Genomic DNA, 21,066 nt, shown 5'->3' with positions numbered 1-21,066 from the left:
CCACGGGAGCTCCCGTTCTACGCGGCTGACGACACTCGACTCCACTGGGCAATTCTTGCCGGGTGTATGGTTAGCAAAGGGTTAATAAAGGGTGCGGCATGGGGGCTGACCGGGGTATTTCGGCCATCTGGCAGGCAAGCAGTCGTCATGCCCGGCTTGTCCCGCCGAAGGCGTGGATGGCCGGGACGAGCCCGGCCATGACTTGTGGAAGCGTCTGGAGCCGATATCGGCGGACGGAGGAAGTGGCCCTACTTCGCCTTCTCCATCCGGGTCACCGTATAGCCCGAAGTCGCCTCTTCGGCTTCGAAAGTCACCTTGTCGCCGACCTTCACCTGCTTGAGCACGGCCGGGTCCTTGACGCGGTAGACCATGGTCATGGGTTCATCCATGCCGAGGTTTTTCGCGGGCCCGTGCTTGAGCGTGATCTTGCCGGCGCCCTCGTCGATCTTCTTGACCTCGCCGCTGATCGCGGCGCCCTGGGCTGCCCGGGCACCTGTGGCAAGGCCGACGGCCAGCGCCAGCGCGGCGGCGATACGGATGATGCGGTTCATGGGAGCCTCCCTTGCGTTACTTCACGGTGACGTGGCCGACCATGCCGTAGTCGCGGTGGTCGGGAATCAGGCAGGAAAATTCGAACGTGCCGGCCTTGCTGAACTTCCAGAGGATCTCGGCTGTCTTGCTCGGCGCGAGCCTGACCCCGTTGGGATCGTCATGCTCCATGTGCGGGTGCTTCTTCATCTCCACCGCATGCGCGAGATTCTCCTTTGTGGTGGCGAGCAGGAATTCATGGTCCTCCTTGCCGACGTTGCGCAGCACGAAGCGGATCTGCTCGCCGCGTTTGACCTCGATCCTGGCGGGTGCGTAGTCCATCTCGTTCAGCAGGATCTCGATGGTGCGCGCGGGCTTTTTGGGATCGCCGGGCTCGCCGGCCGAAAAGGTGCCGTGCCCGTGCTGGTCGTGGGCCAAGGCCGGCGAGGTGGAAAGCGCGGCCAGCGCGAGACCGAGCTTGATCGTCGTCTTCATTGGTAGCTCCAGTTGGTGGTGGTTCATCGAAACGCTCACATCTTCATGTTCTTCATCGGCGGTCCGCCTGGTTGTTGCCGCACGGGCTCCGGGGCCGGCGGCGTGACCTCGTAGGCGACGGTGCCCTGCGGGAATTGGCAGGGGCCGGGATCGCGATAATCGTCCCGCGCGAGGCCTTCGCGGATCTTCATCACCGTGAACATGCCGCCCATCTCGATCGGGCCGAACTGACCGGTGCCGGTCATCATCGGCAGCGTGTTGTCGGGCGCGGGCATCTCCATGTTGCCCATCGCCATGCCGGTCGAGCCCATCGCCATGCCGTCAGGCGCGAGCTTGCCGACGGCCTTGGCGAGATCCTTGCGCGACACCCCGATCATATTGCGCATGTCGTGTCCCATCGCATTCATGGTGTGATGCGACTTGTGGCAGTGGAACGCCCAGTCGCCGGGGTTGTCGGCGAGCACGTCGAACACCCTGACAGCGCCGACCGGTACGTCCGTCGTCGTCTCCGGATATTGCGCGCTCTCCGGAATCCAGCCGCCGTCGGTGCAGGTCACCGCAAAGCTGTGGCCGTGCAAATGGATCGGATGGTTGGTCATGCTGAGATTGCCGATGCGCACGCGCACCTTGTCGCCGAGCCTGACCGGCAGCGGATCGATGCCGGGAAACACCCGCGCATTCCAGGTCCACATGTTGAAGTCGGTCATCTCGTTGACCTTCGGCAGATAAGTGCCGGGATCGACGCGATAGGTGCTCATGACGAAGACGAAGTCGCGGTCCACGGCCCGAAAGCTCGGGTCGCGCGGATGCACGACGACCATGCCCATCATGCCCATCGCCATCTGCACCATCTCGTCCGAATGCGGATGGTACATGAAGGTCCCGCTCTTCCTCATCTCGAACTCGTAGACGAAGGTTTTTCCCGGCTGGATGTGCGGCTGGGTAAGTCCGCCGACACCGTCCATGCCGCTGGGAATGATCATGCCGTGCCAGTGCACGGTGGTGTATTCGGGCAGCCTGTTGGTCACGAAGATGCGGACCTTGTCGCCCTCGACGGCCTCGATCGTCGGGCCCGGTGACTGGCCGTTATAGCCCCACAAATTCACCTTCATGCCCTCGGCGAATTCGCGCACCACGGGCTCGGCAACGAGATGGAATTCCTTCCAGTCGCCGTTCATCCGGAACGGCAGCGACCAGCCGTTCAGCGTGACGACGGGTCGATAGTCCGGCCCGCTGACGGGGTGCAGCGGCGGCTGCATCACGACCTTGTCCATGTGCGGGGCTTCCGGAATCGAGGCGGCCTGGGCGCGGCCGCTGACGACGGATGCGCCGGCGAGCGCGGCGCTACCCAAAAATCCTCGGCGGGAAAACATGTTGGCCTCCATGTCAGTGACCGCCATCGGCAGGCGCTGCCGCGGCGAGAGTGGTTGAATTGTCGCCGTCAGCAGGCGCGCCGCCGCCATTGACGGCGGTCTGCAAGTCGGATTGGGCAAGGAAAAATCTTTGCCTGGCATCGATTGCACCGCGCAGCGACGCGAGCCGCTGCCGCGCCTCGGTGAGCAGCGCGAAGATATCGACCTGCATGCTGGAGAAGCGGAGCTGCATCTCCTCGGTGATGATTTTTCGCAAGGGGATGATCTCGCGCTGATAATGGCTGGCGATGTCGTAGCCGGAGCGATAGACCCGATAAGCATCGCGTGCCTCGGAGCGTACATTCACGGCGCGCTCGGTCAGCCGGTTGAAGGCGAAATTGTAGGTCTCCGCCGCCTGCCGCACCCGCACCTCGCCGCCGTCGAAGATCGGGATCTGGAACTGCACGTCGAAGCCGCGCTCGCGGAACGGCGCGCCTTCCGGATCCCGGGTGCGGCGGGAGATGCCGGCGAGATCGAGCAGGGTCACGAAGCGCGTCGCCTCCGTGAGGTTCAGCGACTTTGCGAGCGCGCTCAGCTCGAGCCGCGCGATCTGCAGGTCGATGCGATGGGCGACCGCGTCGGCTTCGATCGACGGCAAAGCCTGCGGCCGGCGTGGCAGCGGCGGCAGTTGATTGGGCAGCCGGAAGTCGAGGCCGCCGTCCCACAGCCCCATCAGGCGCGCCAGCTTTTCGCGCGCGCTCGTCGCCGTCTGTCGCGCGGTGGCGAGGTCGGCGGTGGTTTCGGCGTAAAACACCTGTTCTCGGGCCTGATCGAGCTTGTTGATCGAGCCAGTTTCGCCGAGCTTGACCGCGAGCTGCGCGGTTGATTCCGCCGTCGCCTTCGCATCCGTCAGCAACGCCACCATCTCGTTGCCGCCAACGGCGCGCCAATAAGCGCGGCGGACATCGGCGGCAAGCCGCAACGTCGCCAGGCTTGCGCGCAATTGCGCCTGGCGGAAACGGTCGCGGGCGATTTCCGAGCGGAACGGCAGGGTGGCGAGCGCGAGGATGTCGCCGACAATTTGACGCTCGATTTCGCTGGCGCCGTTGCCCGAGATCCGGGAGACCGAGAACACGGGATTGGGCGGCAGGCTCTGCTCGACGAGATCGGTCTCGGCCAGCGCCAGCTCGTTATAAGCGGCCTGAAGCCCCTTGTTGTTGAGCAGTGCGATCTGCACGGCGGTCTCGATGCTGAGTGTTCGCGACAGCAGCTGGCGACCGCGCGCGTCGACCGCGCCGGCTCCTTCGGTTGTTCGCACAAAGGCGACATCCTTGTTGATGGTCTGGCTCGTCAGTTCCGAGACGGCCTTCATGCCGCTGTCGGGCGAGAAGGCGGCGCAGCCTGCAAGTCCAAACGAGGTGAGACCGAGCAGGCTTAGCGCGAGACGATGTGTCATGGCGCGCTCCTACCGGTCTTGCTTGAGCTGCGGCGCGACGCTCTCGTTGCGCTCGCGCCATGGTGCCGGCGTCGCGGGCCGCAGGCTGGTGTAGGGCGCAATCGTCGAACGATAGCCGGCGCGCGCGATCTTGGCCGCGGGATCGGCAGGATCAGCGCCAGCGACTTGTATCGTTGCCGGCATGCAGCCGGACAACGCCAAGGCCGTCGCGGCCAGCAGCGGCCAATTGAATCGAAAGTGTCGTCCCCGCGCCGCGGATGCAGCGGCGGACTTCGCCCCGGAAAGCGTAAGCATGAGTCATCCCTGATCTGTCTGGAGACCACAGGTGCGCGCGCGCGGATGCGCGCTCGGCCTGACGTCGTCGCGCGTCAGATCAGGCGATCGGAGGGCGGTAGTGCAGGGGCGGCGCCGCGCTGTGCAGGCTGGCCACGATCTCGGGCGAGCAGGCGGAAACCGGCTGAAGCGACTTTGCGACGCTGGGCAGGTCGGCCGGCAGCGCGCTCACGCACATCATCGCGCAGCACGGTCCCGCCGTACCCTTGCCGCCGTGATGATGAGGGGTGGGGGGCGCGTCCTGCGCGGCGCCCTGATGATGCGCATGCGGCCTGGCGTGGTCATGCGAGGCGCCGTCATGCGTGTGGCCGGCCTGCATCTGGTGATGCACCGGCACGCGGTCGGCGAGAAGCGCGTCGTCGAGGCACGGTGCTGGAGCGCTACCCCAGGCGAGGCTTGCGGCCGGCGCGATCACGCAGAACAGATAGGCGAAGGCAATGAAGCGCCCCACCTTGATCCGCATCGATCGTGTCAATCGCAGCAACATTCCGCCGACATGCTCTCCGCGCCGCCGTGTTGCATGCGCTGATTTGCAAAATAATGACAAAACGCGCGTTCGCCAAGCTCCATCTTACCGCAGTGCACCGTGCATGCCCAATATCGCGCCACAATGGTTGACCCTGTGGTGATCCGCGGGCCATGGTCCCGCCCGTGCACGCACCAAATCAGTCAGGACAAACACCCGAAGCATTCACCCCTGATTCGCGTCAGGCCTGGATGCGCCTCGTCATTGCGCTTCTGATCGGCTCGATCGGCGGCGTCGGCATGTGGGCGATCGTCGTCATGATTCCCGCGGTGCAAGCCGAATTCTCCGCCACGCGCGGCGCGGTGTCGCTGGCTTTCACCCTGATGATGTTCGGTTTCGGGCTTGGCGGCGTCATCGCCGGCAGGATCACCGACCGCTTCGGCATCGTGGCGGCTATGGCGATCAGCATTGCCTTCCTCGGGGTCGCCAATGTGCTGGCGGGTCTGTCGACCCAGCTCTGGCAGTTCGTGGCGGCGTATTTCCTGATCGGGCTCGGCACGTCGGCGACCTTTGCGCCGCTGATGGCGGAGGCCTCGCACTGGTTCGAGCGCTATCGCGGCCTGGCCGTGACGATCGTCGCCAGCGGCAATTATGTCGCCGGCACGATGTGGCCGCCGCTCGTGAGCACGGGCATGCAGACGATCGGCTGGCGCTTCACTCATATCGGCATCGGCCTCGTCTGCGTCAGCCTGATGACCATCCTGGTGCTGGTCCTGCGCGCGCAGATGGGCGATGACAAGGTTCACGATCATGCCAATGCAGCGCCGCCGCGGGTCGACCTCAAGCTCTCGACCAACACGCTGACGGTGCTGCTCTCGATCGCCAGCATTTCCTGCTGCGTCGCCATGGCAATGCCGCAGGTGCATATCGTCGCCTATTGCGGCGATCTCGGATATGGCGTGGCGCGCGGCGCCGAGATGCTGTCGCTGATGATGGCCTGCGGCATCGTCAGCCGGATCGGCTCCGGCTACCTCGCCGACAAGATCGGCGGCATCCCCACACTGCTGATCGGTGCGGTGGCGCAAGGCTTTGCACTCGTGTTCTATCTGTTCTTCGACGGCCTGACCTCGCTCTATTTGATCTCCGCGATGTTCGGCCTGTTCCAGGGCGGCATCGTGCCGAGCTATGCCATCATCGTGCGCGAGGCGATGCCGGCGAGCGAGGCCGCAACCCGCGTCGGCATCGTGATCTTCGCCTCCGTGTTCGGCATGTCCTTCGGCGGCTGGGTCTCGGGCGTCATCTTCGATGCGACAGGTTCCTACGCCGCGGCGTTCGCCAACGGCGTGGCGTGGAACGCGCTCAATATCGGCATCGTCTTGACGCTGCTGATCCGCTCGCGGATCAATGCAGTCAGGACCGGTCCGGGTTTTGCGACCTAGACTGCCTGTCCCGCCTTCAGCAGCGAACAACCCGTGATCTTGTAGCTGCCGTCTGCCTGCTGCTCGAGCGTGTAGAGCGCTTCCCAGGCCTCGCCATTGGCATCGATGATATGGACGTGCTGGGCAATCCGGCTGCCCTCGCTCTTGCTGTCGCCAAATTCAAAGCTCTTGTGCCGGTACACCGGCGGGTAGCCGTTTTGCACCATGGACATGAAGATGTCGGGCGCGGGGAAGATCTCCTGGATCGCAGGAGCGGCGTAGGAATAGGCCCCGCGCGCGTCGTCACGGCCGAATGCCTGCTCCTGGGCGCGGATGATACTCTGTGCCGTCGCGACATCGTCGGCGCGCGCTGAGATGGGACCGAAGGCGACACTGAGAAAGACCAGCAAGGCGGCGATGCGCATGACAAGCTCCGCGTTGAAATCCCGGCGGCGCCGATCCTAGCACATCTCGAGGGCTATCGCTTCCGCTTTGCAGCCGGCTTCGCAGGCTTGGCGGACGCGCGGACCTTGGCTTTCATGGCAGGCTGCACCCGCAAACCGTCAACGAACACATCGAGCATCCGCAGCACCGAGGATTGCCAGCCGGGCTGGTCGTGCATGTAGCACATGCCAAAGAACGCGCGCAGCAAGTCCTCGGGACTGACGTCCGCGCGCATCGCACCGGCCGCGGCTGCGCGATCGAGCAGCGAGCCGATCGCCTTGGTCAGGCGCTCAAAGGAAAAGGCATGCAACTCCGACCCGCTCTGCACCGCGAGTGCCAGGGCTGCCACCATGCCCTTCTTGGTGGCAACGAATTCGACTCCTGAGCGCAGCCAGCGCCTGAGCGCGTCGACCGGGTCACTGGCGTTCTTCAACTGCTCGGCGAGCTCGCTGAGCTGCTCGACCTCGCGCCGGTACACCGCCTCGAACAAATCCTCGCGGGTCGGGAAATGCCGATAGAGCGTGCCGATGCCAACGCCGGCGCGTTTTGCCACCGCCTCCAGGCTCGCCTCCGGACCACCCGCGTTGAACACGGCCTTGGCCGCCTCGAGCACGCGCTCGCGATTGCGCACGGCATCGGCACGGGGCTTGCGGGTCTGGTCGGTGTGCTCGTCCATGCCGGCAATGTAGATCACGAATTGGTTAGATTGAACCCTTACGGGGCTGCATCGCGTTGATGCGCACGGGCTTTTGACGAATTCCAAATATTTCCCGCCGGCCCTTGTTAAGCGGAGGCTGCCTCCGTATCTTCGCTGAAGTCGTTGCCCCGGATGATGTTCGGGGGGCGCATATCGACGGCGGCCACGGCGGTGGCGCGCTGCGCGATCACTCATGTCTATTCCTGATCGGAGCCTTGTATGAACCACTCCATCAGCCTCACCGTGAACGGTGCGCGGCGCGACTTCGTCCTCGACGATCCGCGCGTCACGCTGCTCGATCTCCTGCGTGAGCGCCTCCACCTGACCGGAACCAAGAAGGGATGCGACCGCGGCCAATGCGGCGCCTGCACCATTCTCGTCGACGGCAAGCGCATCAACTCCTGTCTCGCGCTGGCCATCAGTCATGATGGCGCCGACATTCTCACCATCGAGGGCCTGGCGCGCGGCGACCAGCTTCACCCCGTGCAGGCCGCTTTCATCTCCCACGACGGATTTCAGTGCGGCTTCTGCACGCCCGGCCAGATCATGAGCGCGATCGGCATGATGAGCGAGGCACAGGCCGGCAACGATCCCGAGCGCATTCGCGAATGCATGAGCGGCAATCTGTGTCGCTGCGGCGCCTATGCCGGCATCGTCGATGCCGTGCTCGACGCGCAGGCCGGCATGGACGAATCCAATCAGAGGCGCTCCGCATGAAGCAATTTGATTATGTCAGGCCCGCCACGGTCGCCGAAGCCGTCGCGGCCGCGACGCAGTCGGGCGCCGTCTATCTCGCCGCCGGCACCAATCTGCTCGATCTGATGAAGGGCGGCGTCAGCCGTCCGGATCGTCTGGTCGACGTTACCCATCTCGACGGACTCGATCGGGTCGAGCGCCTCGCCGACGGTGGTATCCGCATCGGCGCACTGGTGAGCAACGCCGATCTTGCGCATGACGCAGACTTTGCCAAGGCCTATCCGGCCGTCGCCGAAGCGCTGCTCTCCGGCGCATCGGCGCAACTGCGCAATGCCGCGACCGTCGGCGGCAATCTGCTGCAGCGGACGCGCTGCGCGTATTTCTACGACACCGCAAGCCGCTGCAACAAGCGCGAGGCCGGCAGCGGCTGCGACGCCCGCGACGGCGAGAACCGCACCCACGCCGTGCTCGGCTGGAGCGAAAACTGCATCGCCACGCATCCGTCCGATTTCTGCGTGCCGCTGGTCGCGCTCGACGCCATCGTCGAGATCGAAGGCAGGAACGGGCGGCGCGAGATCGCGCTCGACGAACTGCATCGCCTGCCCGGCGATACGCCTGAGCGTGAATCGGCGCTCGAACCGGGGGATCTCATCGTCGCGGTGCGTCTGCCGCCCGCGGCGCGCGGCTTTGCCGCTCATGCGCGCTATCTCAAGGTCCGCGATAGAACGTCGTACGCGTTCGCCGTCGTCTCGGCTGCGGCTGCGCTGCGGATCGAGAACGGCAAGATCGCGGAGGCGCGGCTTGCGCTCGGCGGCGTCGCCGCAAAGCCCTGGCGCGCCCGCGCTGCGGAGGATGTGCTCAGGAACGTCGCGCCCACGGTGCACGCTTTCCAGGAAGCCGCCTCGCGCGCGCTCGCCGACGCAAAACCGTCCGGCGACAACGCCTTCAAGATCGAGCTCGCGCGCCGCATCGTCGTGCGCGCGCTGAGCCTCGCCGCTGCCGGTACGCCTGCGCGCATCCCCGCGCTGCCGGCCTCTCCCTTTGCCTCGACGTCCGGAGCCATTTATGCCTGAGGTTAATCTCACCAGCGCGCCCGCTCATCTGCGCCACGGCTCGAACATCGGCCAGCCGCTGACCCGCCGCGACGGCGTGCTTAAGGTCAAAGGCCAGGCGACCTACGCCGCTGACAATCATCCGCCCGGTATGCTGTTTGCAGTGATGGCCGTTTCCAGCATCGCGCACGGCCGCGTGACTTCGCTCGACGTCAGCGCCGCCAAGCGCCACCCCGGCGTCGTCGATGTCATGACGCCAGACCACAAGCCTGGGCTCGCGATCGATCCCGAGATCAAGACCAATCCCTTCGTGTTCCGGATGGAGGTGTTGCAGAGCAATGAGGTCCGCTACGCCAACCAGCCGATCGCCGTCGTGATCGCCGAGACGCTGGAGGCTGCGACCGAAGGCGCGGCGCTGCTGGCGCCGCGCTACGAGACGCTGCCCGCGCTCATCGGCCTCGATGCGGGTGAAAGCTTCGTGCCGCCGGTCGTCGGTGTCGGCAACCCCACGGAAAATCACCGCGGCGATGTCGAGGCGGGGCTTGCCTCCGCCGACAAGCGGATCGACGCGATCTACGAGACGCCGCCGCAATATCACAATGCGATGGAGCCGCATGCGATCGTGGCTGCCTGGGACGGCGACAGTCTGCAGATCGACATGCCGACCCAGGGTCTCATGCTGTCGCTGGCGCGCGTTGCCGAATTATTCGGCATCGCGCACGACAAGATCCACATCCGCAGCCCGTTCCTCGGCGGCGGCTTCGGCTCGAAGGGGCTCATGGCCGGCCCTCCGGTGCTCGGCATCATGGCGGCAAAGCTCGTCGGCAAACCGGTCAAGCTGGTGCTGCGCCGTGAGCAGATGTACGGCCCGGTCGGCCATCGCGCGCCGACGCGGCAGCGGCTGCGCATCGGCACAGATGGCGAGGGGCGCCTGACCGCGCTCGATCACCATGCGAGGACCGTGTCGAGCACGTTCGACGATTTCTACGAACCCGCGGCTGATGCCTCGCACACGCTCTATGCGGCGCCCGCGATCCGCACCTCGCATGATGCCGTGCGCGTCAACACCGGCACGCCGTTGTTCATGCGCGCGCCGGGCGAGGCCACCGGCTCGATCGCGCTAGAGAGCGCGATCGACGAGATGGCGTGGGCTTGCGGCATCGATCCGCTCGCCTTTCGTCTGAAGAACTATGCCGAGGTCGAGCCCATCACCGGCAAGCCGTTCTCGTCCAAGGCATTGCGCGCCTGCTACGAGCAGGGAGCGGCGCGCTTCGGCTGGGCGAAGCGATCGCTCCAGCCGCGGCAGATGCGCGACGACGATGGCCTTCTGGTCGGCTGGGGCATGGGCACCGCGACGTTCCCGGCGCTGATGTTCCAGGCCGAGGCACGCGCAGTGCTTCGCCGCGACGGCTCCGGCGCCATGGAAATCGGCGCGCATGACATGGGGCAGGGCGCCTGGACGGCGCTGGCGCAGATTGCGGCCGACGAACTGGGGCTTGATATCGACCGCGTCGAGTTCAAGGCGGGTTCATCCGACCTGCCCGATGCCGGCATCGCCGGCGGCTCGGCACACACGGCAACCGCGGGTGCCGCGATCCACAGCGCAGGCGCGGCCGTGATTGCAAAACTCGCCGATCTCGCCACCAACGATGAGCGCTCGCCGCTGTTTGGCGCCGGCAATGCCGGCGTGATCGCGCGCGATGGCAGGTTGATCCGGCGCGACGACGAGAGCCGCGGCGAAAGCTATTCCGAGATTCTCGCGCGCGCCGGCGTCGCCGAGCTCGAGGCGCGCGGCACGGGCGCGCCGAATCCGGCGGCGATGGAGGAGTATGCGATGCACGCCCACGGCGCGGTGTTCGCGGAGGTGAAGGTCGATCCCGAGCTCGGCCAGGTCCGCGTCACCCGCATGGTCGGCGCTTTCGCCGCGGGACGCATCGTCAACCCGCGTATGGTGCAGAGCCAGCTGTTCGGTGGCATGATCTGGGGCCTGTCCTTCGTGTTGCACGAGGAAGCCATCACCGACCGCCGCACGGGCCGGATCATGAACGCCAATCTCGGCGAGTACCATATCCCGGTGAATGCCGACGTGCCGCCGCTCGACGTGATCACGGTCGATGAGCACGACCCGCACGTGAACGCGCTCGGTATCAAGGGTGTCGGCGAGATCGGCATCACCGGCAGTGCGGGCGCGGTAGCCAACGCGGTGTGGCATGCGACGGGCGTCCGTGTCCGCCGTTTCCCGATCCGGATCGAGGAGTTGCTGACGTAGCCTTTAAGCAGCGGCGGGCGAGGCCGTCTCGCTCTCCGCCTGCTAGTGCAGCTTCTTGCGAAGAGCCTTGAGCGCTTCTCGCTGCGACTCGATGTAGTTCGCGATGGCCTTGCGCAGCTCCTCCGAATGGAGCTTGTCGTTGTCGCGCTGCACTTCATCGAGTGCGGCCTCTGCATTTGCGAGCGTGATCTTCATAGCGAGCCCTGTTACGAAGCCGCTCCGGAAAGCGGAGGCTGCTTGGCTATGGCTCGAAATATATAGAGGATCAGGCTGCGGAAATTGAGATGGCTCAAGCTCCGTAAGATACCGGTGGCTCCGTAGGATCGCGGATAACTTCAAAATGTCGGCGGTGTGCAGGCCGAGATCACCTCGCACGGCTTGCCGCCGACGCAGCGGAAGCGATGCGGACGCCGGCTCTCGAAGTAATAGGCATCGCCCGGATTGAGGATGCGGCGCTCGTCCTCGACGGTGACTTCGAGCTTTCCCGAGATCACGATGCCGCCTTCCTCGCCGTCATGGACGAGGTGAACGCGCCCGGTGTCGCTGCCGGGCTCGTAGCGCTCCTTCAGAATCTGCAGGCTGCGACCGAACAGATTGTCGCCGATCTGCCGATAGGAGATCGGCTTCTTGCCGACCTCGGTCAGCTCTTCGCCGCGGTAAAATATCTTGCGCCGGCTCTCCGGCTCCAGCGCGAAGAATTCGGCGAGCCCCATCGGAATGCCGTCGAGGATGCGCTTGAGGGCGCCGACCGACGGGTTCATCTGGTTGGATTCGATCAGCGAGATCGTCGAATTGGTGACGCCGGCGCGCTTGGCGAGTTCGCGCTGCGACAGCTTCTGGCGCGCCCGGATGAATCGCAGCCGTCCACCGATATCGACGCTCATGTCCCTGTCCCGTGTTGCAGGTGTTGCGGATCGCGCAAATATGGACCGGCAGCCCCAGTTAAATCAATGGCTTGCAGCCTCTCAGAAAAGGACTTGTTGCGCTTTTCAAGCCGTGCCTCTGGTAGCAGGTCAGCAAAGGAGCGTGGCCCGTGACCCTTCATCAGATTCCGAACACCATCAAGACCGACTCGTTCTGGATGCCGTTCACGGCCAACCGGCAATTCAAGAAGGCGCCGCGCCTGTTCTCCTCGGCCGAGGGCATGCACTACACCACCGTCGACGGCCGCAAGGTGATCGACGCCTCCGCCGGCCTCTGGTGCGTCAATGCCGGCCACGGCCGCAAGCAGATCGCCGCCGCCGTCGAGCGCCAGCTGATGACGCTGGACTTCGCACCGTCGTTCCAGATGGGCCATCCGCTGGCATTCGACTTCGCCGAGCGTCTGGCCGAGATCGCGCCGAAGGGTCTCGATCGCATCTTCTTCACCAATTCCGGCTCCGAGTCGGTCGACACCGCGCTGAAGATCGCGCTCGCCTATCACCGCGCCAACGGCCAGGCGAGCCGCACCCGTTTGATCGGCCGCGAGCGCGGCTATCACGGCGTCGGCTTCGGCGGCACCTCGGTCGGCGGCATGGTCGCCAACCGCCGCGCCTTCGCGACCCTGCTGCCGGGCGTCGACCACATCCGCCACACCCACGATCTCACCCGCAACGCCTTCGCCAAGGATCAGCCCGAGCATGGCGCCGAGCTCGCCGATGATCTCGAGCGGTTGGTGGCCCTGCATGGCGCCGAGACCATCGCCGCCGTCATCGTCGAGCCAGTGCCCGGATCGACCGCGGTGTTGCCGCCGCCGAAGGGCTATCTCCAGCGCCTGCGCGAGATCTGCGACAAGCACGGTATTCTCCTGATCTTCGACGAGGTCATCACCGGCTTCGGCCGCCTCGGCACGCCGTTCGCCGCCAACTTCTTCGGCGTCACGCCTGACATGATGACGACGGCCAAGGGCATCACCAACGGCACCGTTCCCTGCGGCGCCGTGTTTGCGAGCCGCAAGGTTCACGACGGCCTGATGGTCGGCCCGGAGAACGCGATGGAGCTGTTCCACGGCTACACCTATTCGGCGCACCCGGTCGCCTGCGCCGCGGGCATCGCGACGCTCGACATCTACAAGGATGAAGGCCTGCTGACGCGCGGTGCTTCGATCTCCGAATATTGGCGCGACGCGCTGCATTCACTGAAGGGCCTGCCTAACGTCGTCGATATCCGCAATTGCGGCCTGATGGGCGCGGTCGAGTTGTCGCCGCGTGACGGTACGGTCGGCGTGCGTGGCTACGACGTCATGGTCGACTGCTTCAATCGCGGGCTGTACTTCCGCATGAGCGGCGATAGCTTTGCGCTGTCGCCTCCGCTCATCGTCGAGAAGAGCCACATCGACGATATCGTGTCGATCCTCGGCGATGCCATCAAGCGGGTGGCCTGATAATTGCTCTCGCCGTTGCGGAGTTCCCTCTTGCAGCGGCGAGCGTGATGCCGCAGGAGTTTGACCAAGCGTGAAAGTTCTGATCCTCGGCAGCGGTGTCATCGGTGTCACCTCTGCCTACTACCTCGCGCGTGCCGGCCATGAGGTGACGGTCGTCGACCGTCAGCCCGAACCGGCGCTCGAGACCTCCTTTGCCAATGCCGGCGAAGTGTCGCCCGGCTATTCCTCGCCCTGGGCCGGTCCCGGCGTGCCGGTGAAGGCGGTCAAATGGCTGCTGATGAAGCACGGCCCGCTGGTGATCCGGCCGAAGCTCGATCCCGGGATGTGGGTCTGGCTGCTCAAGATGCTGCGCAACTGCACCAGCGAACGCTACGCGATCAACAAGAGCCGGATGATTCCGATCGCGGAATACAGCCGCGATTGCCTGCGCGACCTGCGCCGCGACATCGGCATCCAGTATGACGAGCGCTCGCAGGGCACGCTGCAGCTGTTTCGCTACCAGGCCCAGCTCGACGGCACCGGTGAGGACATCGCCGTGCTCAAGCAATACGGCGTGCCGTTCGAGGTGTTGAGCCGCGAGGGCTGCATCGCGGCCGAGCCGGCTCTGGCGGGCGTGAAAGAGAAGGTCGCGGGCGGACTACGCTTGCCGCAGGACGAGACCGGCGACTGCCACATGTTCACGCAGGCACTGGCCAAGCATGCCGAAGCGCTCGGCGTGCGCTTCATGTTCAATACCGGCATCGACCGCATCGTCACCGAGGGGGCGCGCGTCAGCGGCGTCGCGACCAGCGCTGGGATGTTGCAGGCAGACGCTTACGTGCTCGCGCTCGGAAGCTGGTCGTCGCGGCTGGTCGCGCCGCTCGATATTTCGCTGCCGGTCTATCCCGTGAAGGGTTATTCGATCACGGTACCGATCAAGGACGCTTCCGGCGCGCCGGAATCGACGGTGATGGACGAGAGCTATAAAGTCGCCATCACGCGCCTCGGCAATCGCATCCGCGTCGGCGGCACCGCCGAAATCTCCGGCTTCTCGAGCCAGCTCTATGGTGCGCGGCGCGCCACGCTCGATCACTCGCTGACCGATCTGTTCCCGCGAGGCGGCGATCTCTCCAAGGCGACGTTCTGGAGCGGCCTGCGCCCGATGACGCCGGACGGCCCGCCCGTGATCGGCCCGACGCAATACGCCAACCTTCACCTCAACACCGGCCATGGCACGCTAGGCTGGACCATGTCCTGCGGCTCCGGCCGCGTGCTCGCCGACATGCTGTCAGGCAAAAAGCCGGACATTGATGTGAGTGCGCTGACAGTGGACCGGTACAAGTACCGGTTTGGCTAAGACTCTATCCTCCCGTCATTGCGAGGAGCTCTCGCGACGAAGCAATCCAGAGTGTCTCTGCGGTGAGAATGTGGATTGCTTCGCTTCGCTGGCAATGACGGCTGCGCTACGCCGTCCCCGTCACGCAATTCACCCACAGCACCACCGCCTTCGCGTCATTGGCTGGATTTGAAAACCGGTGGGGCCGACGGCTTGCAAACCGAAAACTGTCGCCCGTCTTCAGCGACCACGTCTCGCTGTCCACCGTCAGCATCATCTCGCCTTCGAGAACGAGGCCGGCTTCCTCGCCGTCATGGGTGTAGAGCTCGTCACCGGTGGAGCCGCCCGGCTCCAGATGCACCAGGAACAGGTTGAGCCGGTTGTCGGGGCTGGCGGGGCTCAGCAACTGCTTGGACACGCCGGTGCGCCAGAGCTTCAGCTCGGGCCGCTGCAGTCCGCGCGTGACCACCTGATCTGGTGCACCGTCGGCGTTCGGGCTCGCGCCGAACAGCGCGGCGATGCCGACGCCGAGCACGTCGGCGAGCGTGGCCAGCACGCGCAGCGACGGCGACGACAGTCCGCGCTCGATCTGGCTGAGGAAACCGATCGACAGCTCCGTGCGCGAGGCAACCGTCTCGAGCGAGAATTGCCTGATGCGCCTGAGATCGCGGATGCGGCGGCCGACCGCAACATCCATCGCCGGCTCGGCCGCTTTGGCGATAGCCCGGGCGGAGGCTTTCACCTTCACCTTCTTCACCGGCTTTGCGGCGGCCGGCCTGTGCATTCTCTTGCCACCGCTCACGTCAAACCGCTTCCTTCATGTGCATGAAAACCACTTGCATCGGCCGCAGAAGTGTGACCAAATTTTCATATTGGTGAAAATAGGCCGAAACGGCTTTGCTCGCAACGTCTGCGATGACGAGGTTTGCGAGCGCCGCCATCGGTCGGGCCCAAGGGGGATGCGATGAAGCGTTTTGGTCTGGCCGCGCTCGCGGCACTCGCGATTGCCGCAGCAGCGCCGGCCTCGGCGCAGCAAGTGCTGAAGGTCGGCTCGACGCCGACAGGCATTCCCTTCACCTTCCTCGACACCAAGACCAATAGCATCCAGGGCATCATGGTCGATCTCGTCACTGAAGTGGGCAAGGATGCCGGCTTCAACGTGCAGATCGAGCCGATGCAGTTCTCGGCCCTGATCCCGTCGCTGACATCAAGCAAGATCGACATCATCGCGGCCGCGATGTTCATCACAGCGCCGCGCAAGGAGGTCGTCGACTTCTCCGACCCGATCTACACCTATGGCGAAGGCCTCGTGGTCCCCAAGAGCGACACCAAGGCCTACGCCACCCAGGACGATCTGAAGGGCGAGACGGTCGGCGCTCAGGTCGGCACCGCCTTCGTCGACGCGCTGAAGAAGTCCGGCCTGTTCGCCGATGTCAAGGCCTACGACACCATCCCCGACATCCTGCGCGACGTGAACACCGGCCGCCTCAAGGCCGGTTACGCCGACTATCCGATCCTCGCCTACAATCTGAAGCAGGGCGGCTTCCCCGAGGTGCGCCTGGTCGATGGCTACAAGCCCGTCACCGTCGGTTCGGTGGGCATCGGCGTGCGCAAGGGCGAGGCCGCGCTGCTCGGCAAGATCAACGCTTCGCTCGCCAAGCTGAAGGCCAACGGCACCATCGACAAGATCCTCGATAAATGGGGTCTGAAGGCACAGGGTTGATCGGCAGAGGCCATCGATGAAAGCTGATCGATGAAAGGCTTCTGGCACGACGCGGCCGAATTCTTCCCGATCCTGATGAGCGGCGTCGCGCTGACGATCGTCGTCACCATCGGCTCGCTGCTGCTTTCGACGGTTCTTGGCCTCGTCTGGGCGATGATGCGGGTCTCCGGCATCCGCGTCCTGTCGCTGCTCAGCGCCAGCCTGATCAACGTGATCCGCGGCATTCCGATCATCGTGCTGTTGTTCTACCTCTATTTCGTGATGCCCGATCTCGGCGTTACCCTGTCCGCGTTGCAGGCCGCGATCCTCGGGCTCGGCATCGCCTACTCGGCCTATCAGGCGGAGAATTTCCGCGCCGGCATCGAGGCCATCGACAAAGGGCAGATCGAGGCGGCGCAATCGATCGGCATGGGCTGGTGGCTGACCATGCGCCGGGTCGTGCTGCCGCAGGCGGTGCGGATCGTGCTTCCGCCCTACGGCAACGTCATGATCATGATGCTGAAGGACTCTTCGCAGGCCTCGACCATCACGGTCGCCGAACTCGCCCTTCAGGGCAAGCTGATCGCGTCCTCGACCTTCAAGAACACCAACGTGTTCACGCTTGTCGCGCTGATGTATCTCACCATGAGCATTCCGCTGATCCTGCTGGTCCGTCACTTCGAGAAGCGGGCCGGCAAGAAATGATCGAGTTGACCGACGTCCACAAGAGCTTCGGTGCGAACGAGGTGCTCAAGGGCATCACGGCGTCCGTCCAGAAGGGCGAGGTGGTCTGCATCGTCGGCCCCTCCGGCTCCGGCAAGTCCACCATCTTGCGCTGTATCAACGGTCTCGAAAGCTACGACCGCGGCGAGATCAGCGTCGAGGGATTGAAGGTCGACCGCGACGCGCCGTCGATCGTGAAAGTCCGCACCCAGGTCTCGATGGTGTTCCAGCGCTTCAATCTGTTTCCGCACCGGACGGTGCTGGAGAACGTGGTTGAAGGTCCGCTCTATGTGAAGCAGGAGCCACGCGCTGCCGCATTCGAGCGTGGCCGCGCGCTGCTCGCCCAGGTGGGCCTTGCCGAGAAAGCCAACGAGCATCCGCCCCAGCTCTCCGGCGGCCAGCAGCAGCGCGTCGCGATCGCACGGGCGCTGGCGATGCAGCCCAAGGCCATCCTGTTCGACGAACCGACCTCGGCGCTCGATCCTGAATTGGTCGGCGACGTTCTCGGCGTGATGCGCAAGCTCGCCGACGACGGCATGACCATGGTCGTCGTCACCCATGAGATGGGCTTTGCCCGCGACGTCGCCGACCGCGTGCTGTTCATCGACGGCGGCGTCATCGTCGAGCAGGGGCCGGCCAAGTCGCTGCTCAATCAACCCCAGCATCCGCGCACGCAGGACTTTTTGCGCCGCGTGCTGCATCCGCTCTGACCGGTCTTCGCCATGACCACGCGCCTGCCTCTGCCGCCGTCCCTCTACGCCGACACCGCCGTCGTGCCGCCGACTACGCCGCCGCTCGACGTCGACAGGACGGTCTCGGTCGCGATCGTCGGCGGCGGCTACACCGGCCTGTCCACGGCGTTGCACCTGGCGGAGCAGGGTGTCGAGGCACTGGTGCTGGAGGCGCAGGAGCCGGGCTGGGGCGCATCCGGCAATAATGGCGGCCACACCAATCCGGGACTGAAGCACGACCCCGATCAGATCGAGTCCGATTTCGGCGCTGAGCTCGGCCGCCGCATGATCGACTTCTCCTACGGCACCACGAATTTTACGCATGATCTGATCCGCCGTTACCAGATCCCGTGCGAAGCGCGGCAGAACGGTACGTTGCGCGCGGCCTATAACGAGGCCAGCGCGGCCGCCATCGAGAAAACCGCACAACAGTGTATCGCCCGCGGAATGCCGGTGTCGTATCTCAATCGCGAGCAATTGCGCGGGATGACCGGCACGGATCGCTATATCGGCGCCATGCTGGATGCGCGCGGCGGCGATCTGCATCCGCTCAGCTACGCCCGTGGTCTCGCGCGTGCTGCAATCTCGGCAGGCGCGAAGGTGCACGGCGAAACACCCGCACTATCACTCCGTCGCGAGGGCAGCCGCTGGCGCATCGAGACGCCGCGCGCGGTGGTGCATGCCGACAAGGTGCTGCTCGCGACCAACGGTTTTACCGACGATCTCTGGCCGGCGCTTCGCCGCACCATCGTGCCGGTGTTTTCCTCGATCGCGGCCACGGCCCCGCTCTCTGACGACGTGGCCCGTTCGATCATGCCGACGCGTCCCGTCCTTTACGAGAGCGGCCACATCACCGTCTATTACCGCATCGATCAGCAGAACCGCCTCTTGATGGGGGGCCGCGGCCCGATGCGCTGGATCAGTTCGCCGCGCGACGTCGCCTATCTCATGCGATACGCCGAACGGCTATGGCCGCAGCTCAAGGGCGTGGCCTGGACCCATGGCTGGAACAGCCGGCTCGCCATCACCGCGGATCATTACCCGCACCTGCACGAGCCCGCGGACAACATCCTGATCTCGCTCGGCTGCAACGGTCGCGGCGTCGCGCTCTCGACCGCGATGGGCGCGCAGCTCGCGCGGCGTCTGATCGGCGGCGCCAAGGCCGAGCTCGACATGCCCGTCACCGGCATCAAGCCGATCCCGATGCATGCCTTCTGGCCGGTCGGCGTGACGACGGCAGTGATCGCTGGTCGCCTGCGCGACCGGTTGGGGATCTAGGCTCAGCCCTCCGCCACCGCGTCGGCCCAGGGCTGGAAGATCTCGACCGCGCCGGAATTGGTGTCGCCGTCGCGCATCACGACGCTCGGGCAGGCGAACTTCTGCGGCAAGGACTGCACCCGCGCTTCCTCATAGTCGAATCGCGCCGCGAGCGCCTCGCGTGTGTCCGCCGGCAGCCTGGTATCGCCGATCACGATGGCGCCTTCGCTGGCGTCGATGCGCGGTTGGTGGATCGCGGCATCGAGATCCATGCCGAAATCCATCGCAAACGACACGATCTGCATCACCGACGGGAGGATGCGGCGACCGCCGGAGGCACCGACCGCGAGCCGTCTGCCGTCCTTGGCCTCGGCGATGACGGGCGTGTAGTTGGTGAGACAGCGCTTGCCAGAGGCGAGCGAGTTGGTGGTGCCTGGCTTCGGGTCGAACCACATGATGCCGTTGTTCATGGCGATGCCGGTGTGCGGCGTGACGTATTTCGAGCCGAAGGACGACAGCAGCGTCTGCGTCACCGCCGCGATGTTGCCGTGGCGGTCGACCACGGAGAAGTGCGTGGTGCAGGCGGGCGCCAGATAGTCCGCGCCGAGCGAGCGCTTGCCGTCGGCATCGCCCATATCCTTGAGCCGCTCGCGATAGGCCGATTGCAGCGCGGCGGCATATTCGGCATAGGCGCCCGCATCGGGCGCGCTTCCCGGCTTCAGGTTCTGCTGCAACAGGCGCAGCGCATGCGCCATGGTCGGTCCGGCCGTCAGCTCCGGTGTCGCAAACACCTTGCCGCCGCGATAGGGGATCGCCAGCGGATCGCGCAGATGGGCTCGGAACGCGGCGAGGTCCTCCACCGATAGCGCGCCGCCGTCGGCCTTGATGTCGGATGCGATGCTCCTGGCGAGATCGCCCTGGTAGAAATCGCGCGGACCGGCGTCGGCAAGGTGCGCCAGTGTCGCCTTCAGCGTGTCCAGCGGCAGTCGCGTCTCGGACTTGATGCCCCACGGCGCGCTCGGCGGGAGGCCGTCCTTCAGGAACGTTGTCGCGCTCGCGGGATAGCGCCGAAGATCGGACGCCGATGCCGCGATCGTCAGCGTGGTCCACCAATCGACCAGCAGGCCTTCGCCGGCGAGGGCGACGGCCGGCGCGACCAGATCCTTCCACGGCAGCCTGGCGTGACGGCGATGCGCCTCCTCCATGCCGGCGACGACGCCGGGCACGGCGATCGAGCCGGGGCCGTGGATGTTGCGGTCGTCCTTCACCCGCTGCCAGGGAAACAGGTCGGAAGCCGCGCCTTCGCCGCTGAGCGGATAGTCGGCGGCGCGCAGGCTTTGCGGCGCGCACATGCCGTAGTCGATCACCTCGTAGAGATTTTCCGCGGCACGGTAGAGCACCATCGCGCCGCCGCCGCCCATGCCGCTGTTCCAGGGCTCCAGCACGTTAAGCGCGAAGGTGGTGGCGACGATCGCGTCCACACAGTCGCCGCCCGCCGCCAGCACTTGCGCCCCCACTTCGGCCGCCCGCCGCGATTGCGCGGCGACGATGCCGCCTTTGGATGTGACGGCGGGCTTGCGGACGGTTTGGGTGTGGCTGAACTGGTGCGGCATGATGATGTCTGTGTGCTGTCTTCGGTTTGGCTTCGTTGCGCTGAGCTCCGCGAAGAATGGCACATCGCCCCCATCGAGAACATCGAAAGGGCGACGCGGCATGGCTGGTGTGTAACAGCGGGGGTGGCGCAGTCGGCAAGACGTAGATGCCAAGACG

General features: G+C 65.4%; 22 protein-coding genes. 10 read left to right on the top strand and 12 right to left on the bottom strand.

The annotated features are described in order from the left end of the window. Positions 1 to 248: 248 nt before the first annotated feature. The 6 genes from IVA93_RS30130 to IVA93_RS30105 all read right to left on the bottom strand — a co-directional run bounded on the left by IVA93_RS30130 (position 249) and on the right by IVA93_RS30105 (position 4,627). Positions 249 to 551 carry a copper-binding protein gene (locus IVA93_RS30130; protein ID WP_018455712.1) on the bottom strand — a complete coding sequence of 101 codons (303 nt, stop codon included), beginning with the start codon at positions 549 to 551 and terminating at the stop codon, positions 249 to 251. 16 nt (positions 552 to 567) lie between these two features. Next, positions 568 to 1,023, bottom strand: a complete 456-nt coding sequence (locus IVA93_RS30125) for a cupredoxin domain-containing protein (RefSeq protein ID WP_018455711.1) — start codon at positions 1,021 to 1,023, stop codon at positions 568 to 570. 35 nt (positions 1,024 to 1,058) lie between these two features. Beyond that, entirely contained in the window at positions 1,059 to 2,396 is a 1,338-nt protein-coding gene (locus tag IVA93_RS30120; RefSeq protein WP_039799528.1) for a copper oxidase, read from the bottom strand. A gap of 13 nt (positions 2,397 to 2,409) precedes the next feature. After that, positions 2,410 to 3,831 (bottom strand): TolC family protein, encoded by a 1,422-nt coding sequence (locus IVA93_RS30115; RefSeq protein ID WP_247294686.1) that lies wholly within the window; start codon positions 3,829 to 3,831, stop codon positions 2,410 to 2,412. A 9-nt stretch (positions 3,832 to 3,840) separates the two neighbouring features. Continuing rightward, positions 3,841 to 4,125 (bottom strand): hypothetical protein, encoded by a 285-nt coding sequence (locus tag IVA93_RS30110; protein ID WP_018455708.1) that lies wholly within the window; start codon positions 4,123 to 4,125, stop codon positions 3,841 to 3,843. A 79-nt stretch (positions 4,126 to 4,204) separates the two neighbouring features. Further along, positions 4,205 to 4,627, bottom strand: coding sequence for a hypothetical protein (locus tag IVA93_RS30105; RefSeq protein WP_018455707.1), 423 nt, complete (start codon positions 4,625 to 4,627; stop codon positions 4,205 to 4,207). 176 nt (positions 4,628 to 4,803) lie between these two features. Between IVA93_RS30105 and IVA93_RS30100 the strand changes: the two genes are divergently transcribed. Further along, on the top strand, positions 4,804 to 6,069 hold the full coding sequence (locus IVA93_RS30100; RefSeq protein ID WP_026233006.1) for an MFS transporter: 1,266 nt from the start codon (positions 4,804 to 4,806) through the stop codon (positions 6,067 to 6,069). Here the strand turns inward: IVA93_RS30100 and IVA93_RS30095 are convergent. Further along, positions 6,066 to 6,473 carry a DUF4864 domain-containing protein gene (locus tag IVA93_RS30095; RefSeq protein ID WP_018455705.1) on the bottom strand — a complete coding sequence of 136 codons (408 nt, stop codon included), beginning with the start codon at positions 6,471 to 6,473 and terminating at the stop codon, positions 6,066 to 6,068. The two genes, IVA93_RS30100 and IVA93_RS30095, sit on opposite strands and share 4 nt — an antisense overlap. A gap of 53 nt (positions 6,474 to 6,526) precedes the next feature. Continuing rightward, entirely contained in the window at positions 6,527 to 7,168 is a 642-nt protein-coding gene (locus IVA93_RS30090) for a TetR/AcrR family transcriptional regulator (RefSeq protein WP_026233005.1), read from the bottom strand. Positions 7,169 to 7,408: 240 nt separating this feature from the next. On the opposite strand from IVA93_RS30090, the gene IVA93_RS30085 reads away from it, so the two are divergent. Genes IVA93_RS30085 through IVA93_RS30075 form a run of 3 tightly spaced genes read left to right on the top strand, consistent with a single transcriptional unit; the run spans position 7,409 to position 11,206 of the window. After that, entirely contained in the window at positions 7,409 to 7,906 is a 498-nt protein-coding gene (locus IVA93_RS30085) for a (2Fe-2S)-binding protein (protein WP_018455702.1), read from the top strand. Beyond that, complete coding sequence (locus IVA93_RS30080; RefSeq protein ID WP_018455701.1) at positions 7,903 to 8,958, top strand: FAD binding domain-containing protein; 1,056 nt, start codon at positions 7,903 to 7,905, stop codon at positions 8,956 to 8,958. Before IVA93_RS30085 ends, IVA93_RS30080 begins: the two co-directional genes overlap by 4 nt. Further along, positions 8,951 to 11,206 (top strand): xanthine dehydrogenase family protein molybdopterin-binding subunit, encoded by a 2,256-nt coding sequence (locus tag IVA93_RS30075; protein ID WP_247542364.1) that lies wholly within the window; start codon positions 8,951 to 8,953, stop codon positions 11,204 to 11,206. Before IVA93_RS30080 ends, IVA93_RS30075 begins: the two co-directional genes overlap by 8 nt. Positions 11,207 to 11,248: 42 nt before the next feature. On the opposite strand, the gene IVA93_RS30070 is transcribed toward IVA93_RS30075, so the two are convergent. Next, a complete protein-coding gene (locus IVA93_RS30070) occupies positions 11,249 to 11,401 on the bottom strand; it encodes a hypothetical protein (RefSeq protein WP_018455699.1) in 153 nt (50 codons plus the stop codon). A gap of 140 nt (positions 11,402 to 11,541) precedes the next feature. Next, a complete protein-coding gene (gene relB, locus IVA93_RS30065; RefSeq protein ID WP_007600574.1) occupies positions 11,542 to 12,090 on the bottom strand; it encodes a type II toxin-antitoxin system RelB family anti-toxin in 549 nt (182 codons plus the stop codon). 149 nt (positions 12,091 to 12,239) lie between these two features. Here relB and aptA point away from each other — a divergent pair, with 149 nt between their 5' ends. Both aptA and IVA93_RS30055 read left to right on the top strand, forming a co-directional pair. After that, a complete protein-coding gene (aptA, locus tag IVA93_RS30060; RefSeq protein ID WP_018455698.1) occupies positions 12,240 to 13,568 on the top strand; it encodes an omega-aminotransferase AptA in 1,329 nt (442 codons plus the stop codon). 70 nt (positions 13,569 to 13,638) lie between these two features. Then, positions 13,639 to 14,904 carry a D-amino acid dehydrogenase gene (locus IVA93_RS30055; RefSeq protein WP_018455697.1) on the top strand — a complete coding sequence of 422 codons (1,266 nt, stop codon included), beginning with the start codon at positions 13,639 to 13,641 and terminating at the stop codon, positions 14,902 to 14,904. A 106-nt stretch (positions 14,905 to 15,010) separates the two neighbouring features. Here IVA93_RS30055 and IVA93_RS30050 read toward each other — a convergent pair whose 3' ends face one another. Further along, complete coding sequence (locus IVA93_RS30050) at positions 15,011 to 15,667, bottom strand: helix-turn-helix domain-containing protein (RefSeq protein WP_018455696.1); 657 nt, start codon at positions 15,665 to 15,667, stop codon at positions 15,011 to 15,013. Positions 15,668 to 15,847: 180 nt separating this feature from the next. Here IVA93_RS30050 and IVA93_RS30045 point away from each other — a divergent pair, with 180 nt between their 5' ends. The 4 genes from IVA93_RS30045 to IVA93_RS30030 are packed head-to-tail and all read left to right on the top strand — an operon-like array spanning position 15,848 to position 19,317. Further along, entirely contained in the window at positions 15,848 to 16,606 is a 759-nt protein-coding gene (locus tag IVA93_RS30045; RefSeq protein ID WP_018455694.1) for an ABC transporter substrate-binding protein, read from the top strand. 30 nt (positions 16,607 to 16,636) lie between these two features. Continuing rightward, complete coding sequence (locus IVA93_RS30040) at positions 16,637 to 17,290, top strand: amino acid ABC transporter permease (RefSeq protein WP_018455693.1); 654 nt, start codon at positions 16,637 to 16,639, stop codon at positions 17,288 to 17,290. After that, on the top strand, positions 17,287 to 18,018 hold the full coding sequence (locus IVA93_RS30035) for an amino acid ABC transporter ATP-binding protein (RefSeq protein ID WP_018455692.1): 732 nt from the start codon (positions 17,287 to 17,289) through the stop codon (positions 18,016 to 18,018). Before IVA93_RS30040 ends, IVA93_RS30035 begins: the two co-directional genes overlap by 4 nt. A 12-nt stretch (positions 18,019 to 18,030) precedes the next feature. Then, positions 18,031 to 19,317 carry an NAD(P)/FAD-dependent oxidoreductase gene (locus tag IVA93_RS30030; RefSeq protein ID WP_247789301.1) on the top strand — a complete coding sequence of 429 codons (1,287 nt, stop codon included), beginning with the start codon at positions 18,031 to 18,033 and terminating at the stop codon, positions 19,315 to 19,317. A gap of 2 nt (positions 19,318 to 19,319) precedes the next feature. Here the strand turns inward: IVA93_RS30030 and IVA93_RS30025 are convergent, their stop codons facing one another. Further along, entirely contained in the window at positions 19,320 to 20,909 is a 1,590-nt protein-coding gene (locus tag IVA93_RS30025; RefSeq protein ID WP_018455690.1) for a gamma-glutamyltransferase family protein, read from the bottom strand. Between the last annotated feature and the right edge of the window lie 157 nt (positions 20,910 to 21,066).

Origin of the sequence: Bradyrhizobium sp. 155 (assembly GCF_023101105.1) — a bacterium.
Classification (GTDB): domain Bacteria; phylum Pseudomonadota; class Alphaproteobacteria; order Rhizobiales; family Xanthobacteraceae; genus Bradyrhizobium; species Bradyrhizobium canariense_D.
Note: the sequence above shows the minus strand (reverse complement) of the source record. Positions and strands in the feature narration are given on the sequence as shown.

Bases quoted from the DNA above. Each gene is read 5' to 3' on its own strand.
- IVA93_RS30130 (WP_018455712.1), bottom strand. From the start codon at position 551: ATGAACCGCATCATCCGTATCGCCGCCGCGCTGGCGCTGGCCGTCGGC.
- IVA93_RS30125 (WP_018455711.1), bottom strand. From the start codon at position 1,023: ATGAAGACGACGATCAAGCTCGGTCTCGCGCTGGCCGCGCTTTCCACC.
- IVA93_RS30120 (WP_039799528.1), bottom strand. From the start codon at position 2,396: ATGTTTTCCCGCCGAGGATTTTTGGGTAGCGCCGCGCTCGCCGGCGCA.
- IVA93_RS30115 (WP_247294686.1), bottom strand. From the start codon at position 3,831: ATGACACATCGTCTCGCGCTAAGCCTGCTCGGTCTCACCTCGTTTGGA.
- IVA93_RS30110 (WP_018455708.1), bottom strand. From the start codon at position 4,125: ATGCTTACGCTTTCCGGGGCGAAGTCCGCCGCTGCATCCGCGGCGCGG.
- IVA93_RS30105 (WP_018455707.1), bottom strand. From the start codon at position 4,627: ATGCGGATCAAGGTGGGGCGCTTCATTGCCTTCGCCTATCTGTTCTGC.
- IVA93_RS30100 (WP_026233006.1), top strand. From the start codon at position 4,804: ATGGTCCCGCCCGTGCACGCACCAAATCAGTCAGGACAAACACCCGAA.
- IVA93_RS30095 (WP_018455705.1), bottom strand. From the start codon at position 6,473: ATGCGCATCGCCGCCTTGCTGGTCTTTCTCAGTGTCGCCTTCGGTCCC.
- IVA93_RS30090 (WP_026233005.1), bottom strand. From the start codon at position 7,168: ATGGACGAGCACACCGACCAGACCCGCAAGCCCCGTGCCGATGCCGTG.
- IVA93_RS30085 (WP_018455702.1), top strand. From the start codon at position 7,409: ATGAACCACTCCATCAGCCTCACCGTGAACGGTGCGCGGCGCGACTTC.
- IVA93_RS30080 (WP_018455701.1), top strand. From the start codon at position 7,903: ATGAAGCAATTTGATTATGTCAGGCCCGCCACGGTCGCCGAAGCCGTC.
- IVA93_RS30075 (WP_247542364.1), top strand. From the start codon at position 8,951: ATGCCTGAGGTTAATCTCACCAGCGCGCCCGCTCATCTGCGCCACGGC.
- IVA93_RS30070 (WP_018455699.1), bottom strand. From the start codon at position 11,401: ATGAAGATCACGCTCGCAAATGCAGAGGCCGCACTCGATGAAGTGCAG.
- relB (WP_007600574.1), bottom strand. From the start codon at position 12,090: ATGAGCGTCGATATCGGTGGACGGCTGCGATTCATCCGGGCGCGCCAG.
- IVA93_RS30050 (WP_018455696.1), bottom strand. From the start codon at position 15,667: ATGCACAGGCCGGCCGCCGCAAAGCCGGTGAAGAAGGTGAAGGTGAAA.
- IVA93_RS30045 (WP_018455694.1), top strand. From the start codon at position 15,848: ATGAAGCGTTTTGGTCTGGCCGCGCTCGCGGCACTCGCGATTGCCGCA.
- IVA93_RS30040 (WP_018455693.1), top strand. From the start codon at position 16,637: ATGAAAGGCTTCTGGCACGACGCGGCCGAATTCTTCCCGATCCTGATG.
- IVA93_RS30035 (WP_018455692.1), top strand. From the start codon at position 17,287: ATGATCGAGTTGACCGACGTCCACAAGAGCTTCGGTGCGAACGAGGTG.
- IVA93_RS30030 (WP_247789301.1), top strand. From the start codon at position 18,031: ATGACCACGCGCCTGCCTCTGCCGCCGTCCCTCTACGCCGACACCGCC.
- IVA93_RS30025 (WP_018455690.1), bottom strand. From the start codon at position 20,909: ATGCCGCACCAGTTCAGCCACACCCAAACCGTCCGCAAGCCCGCCGTC.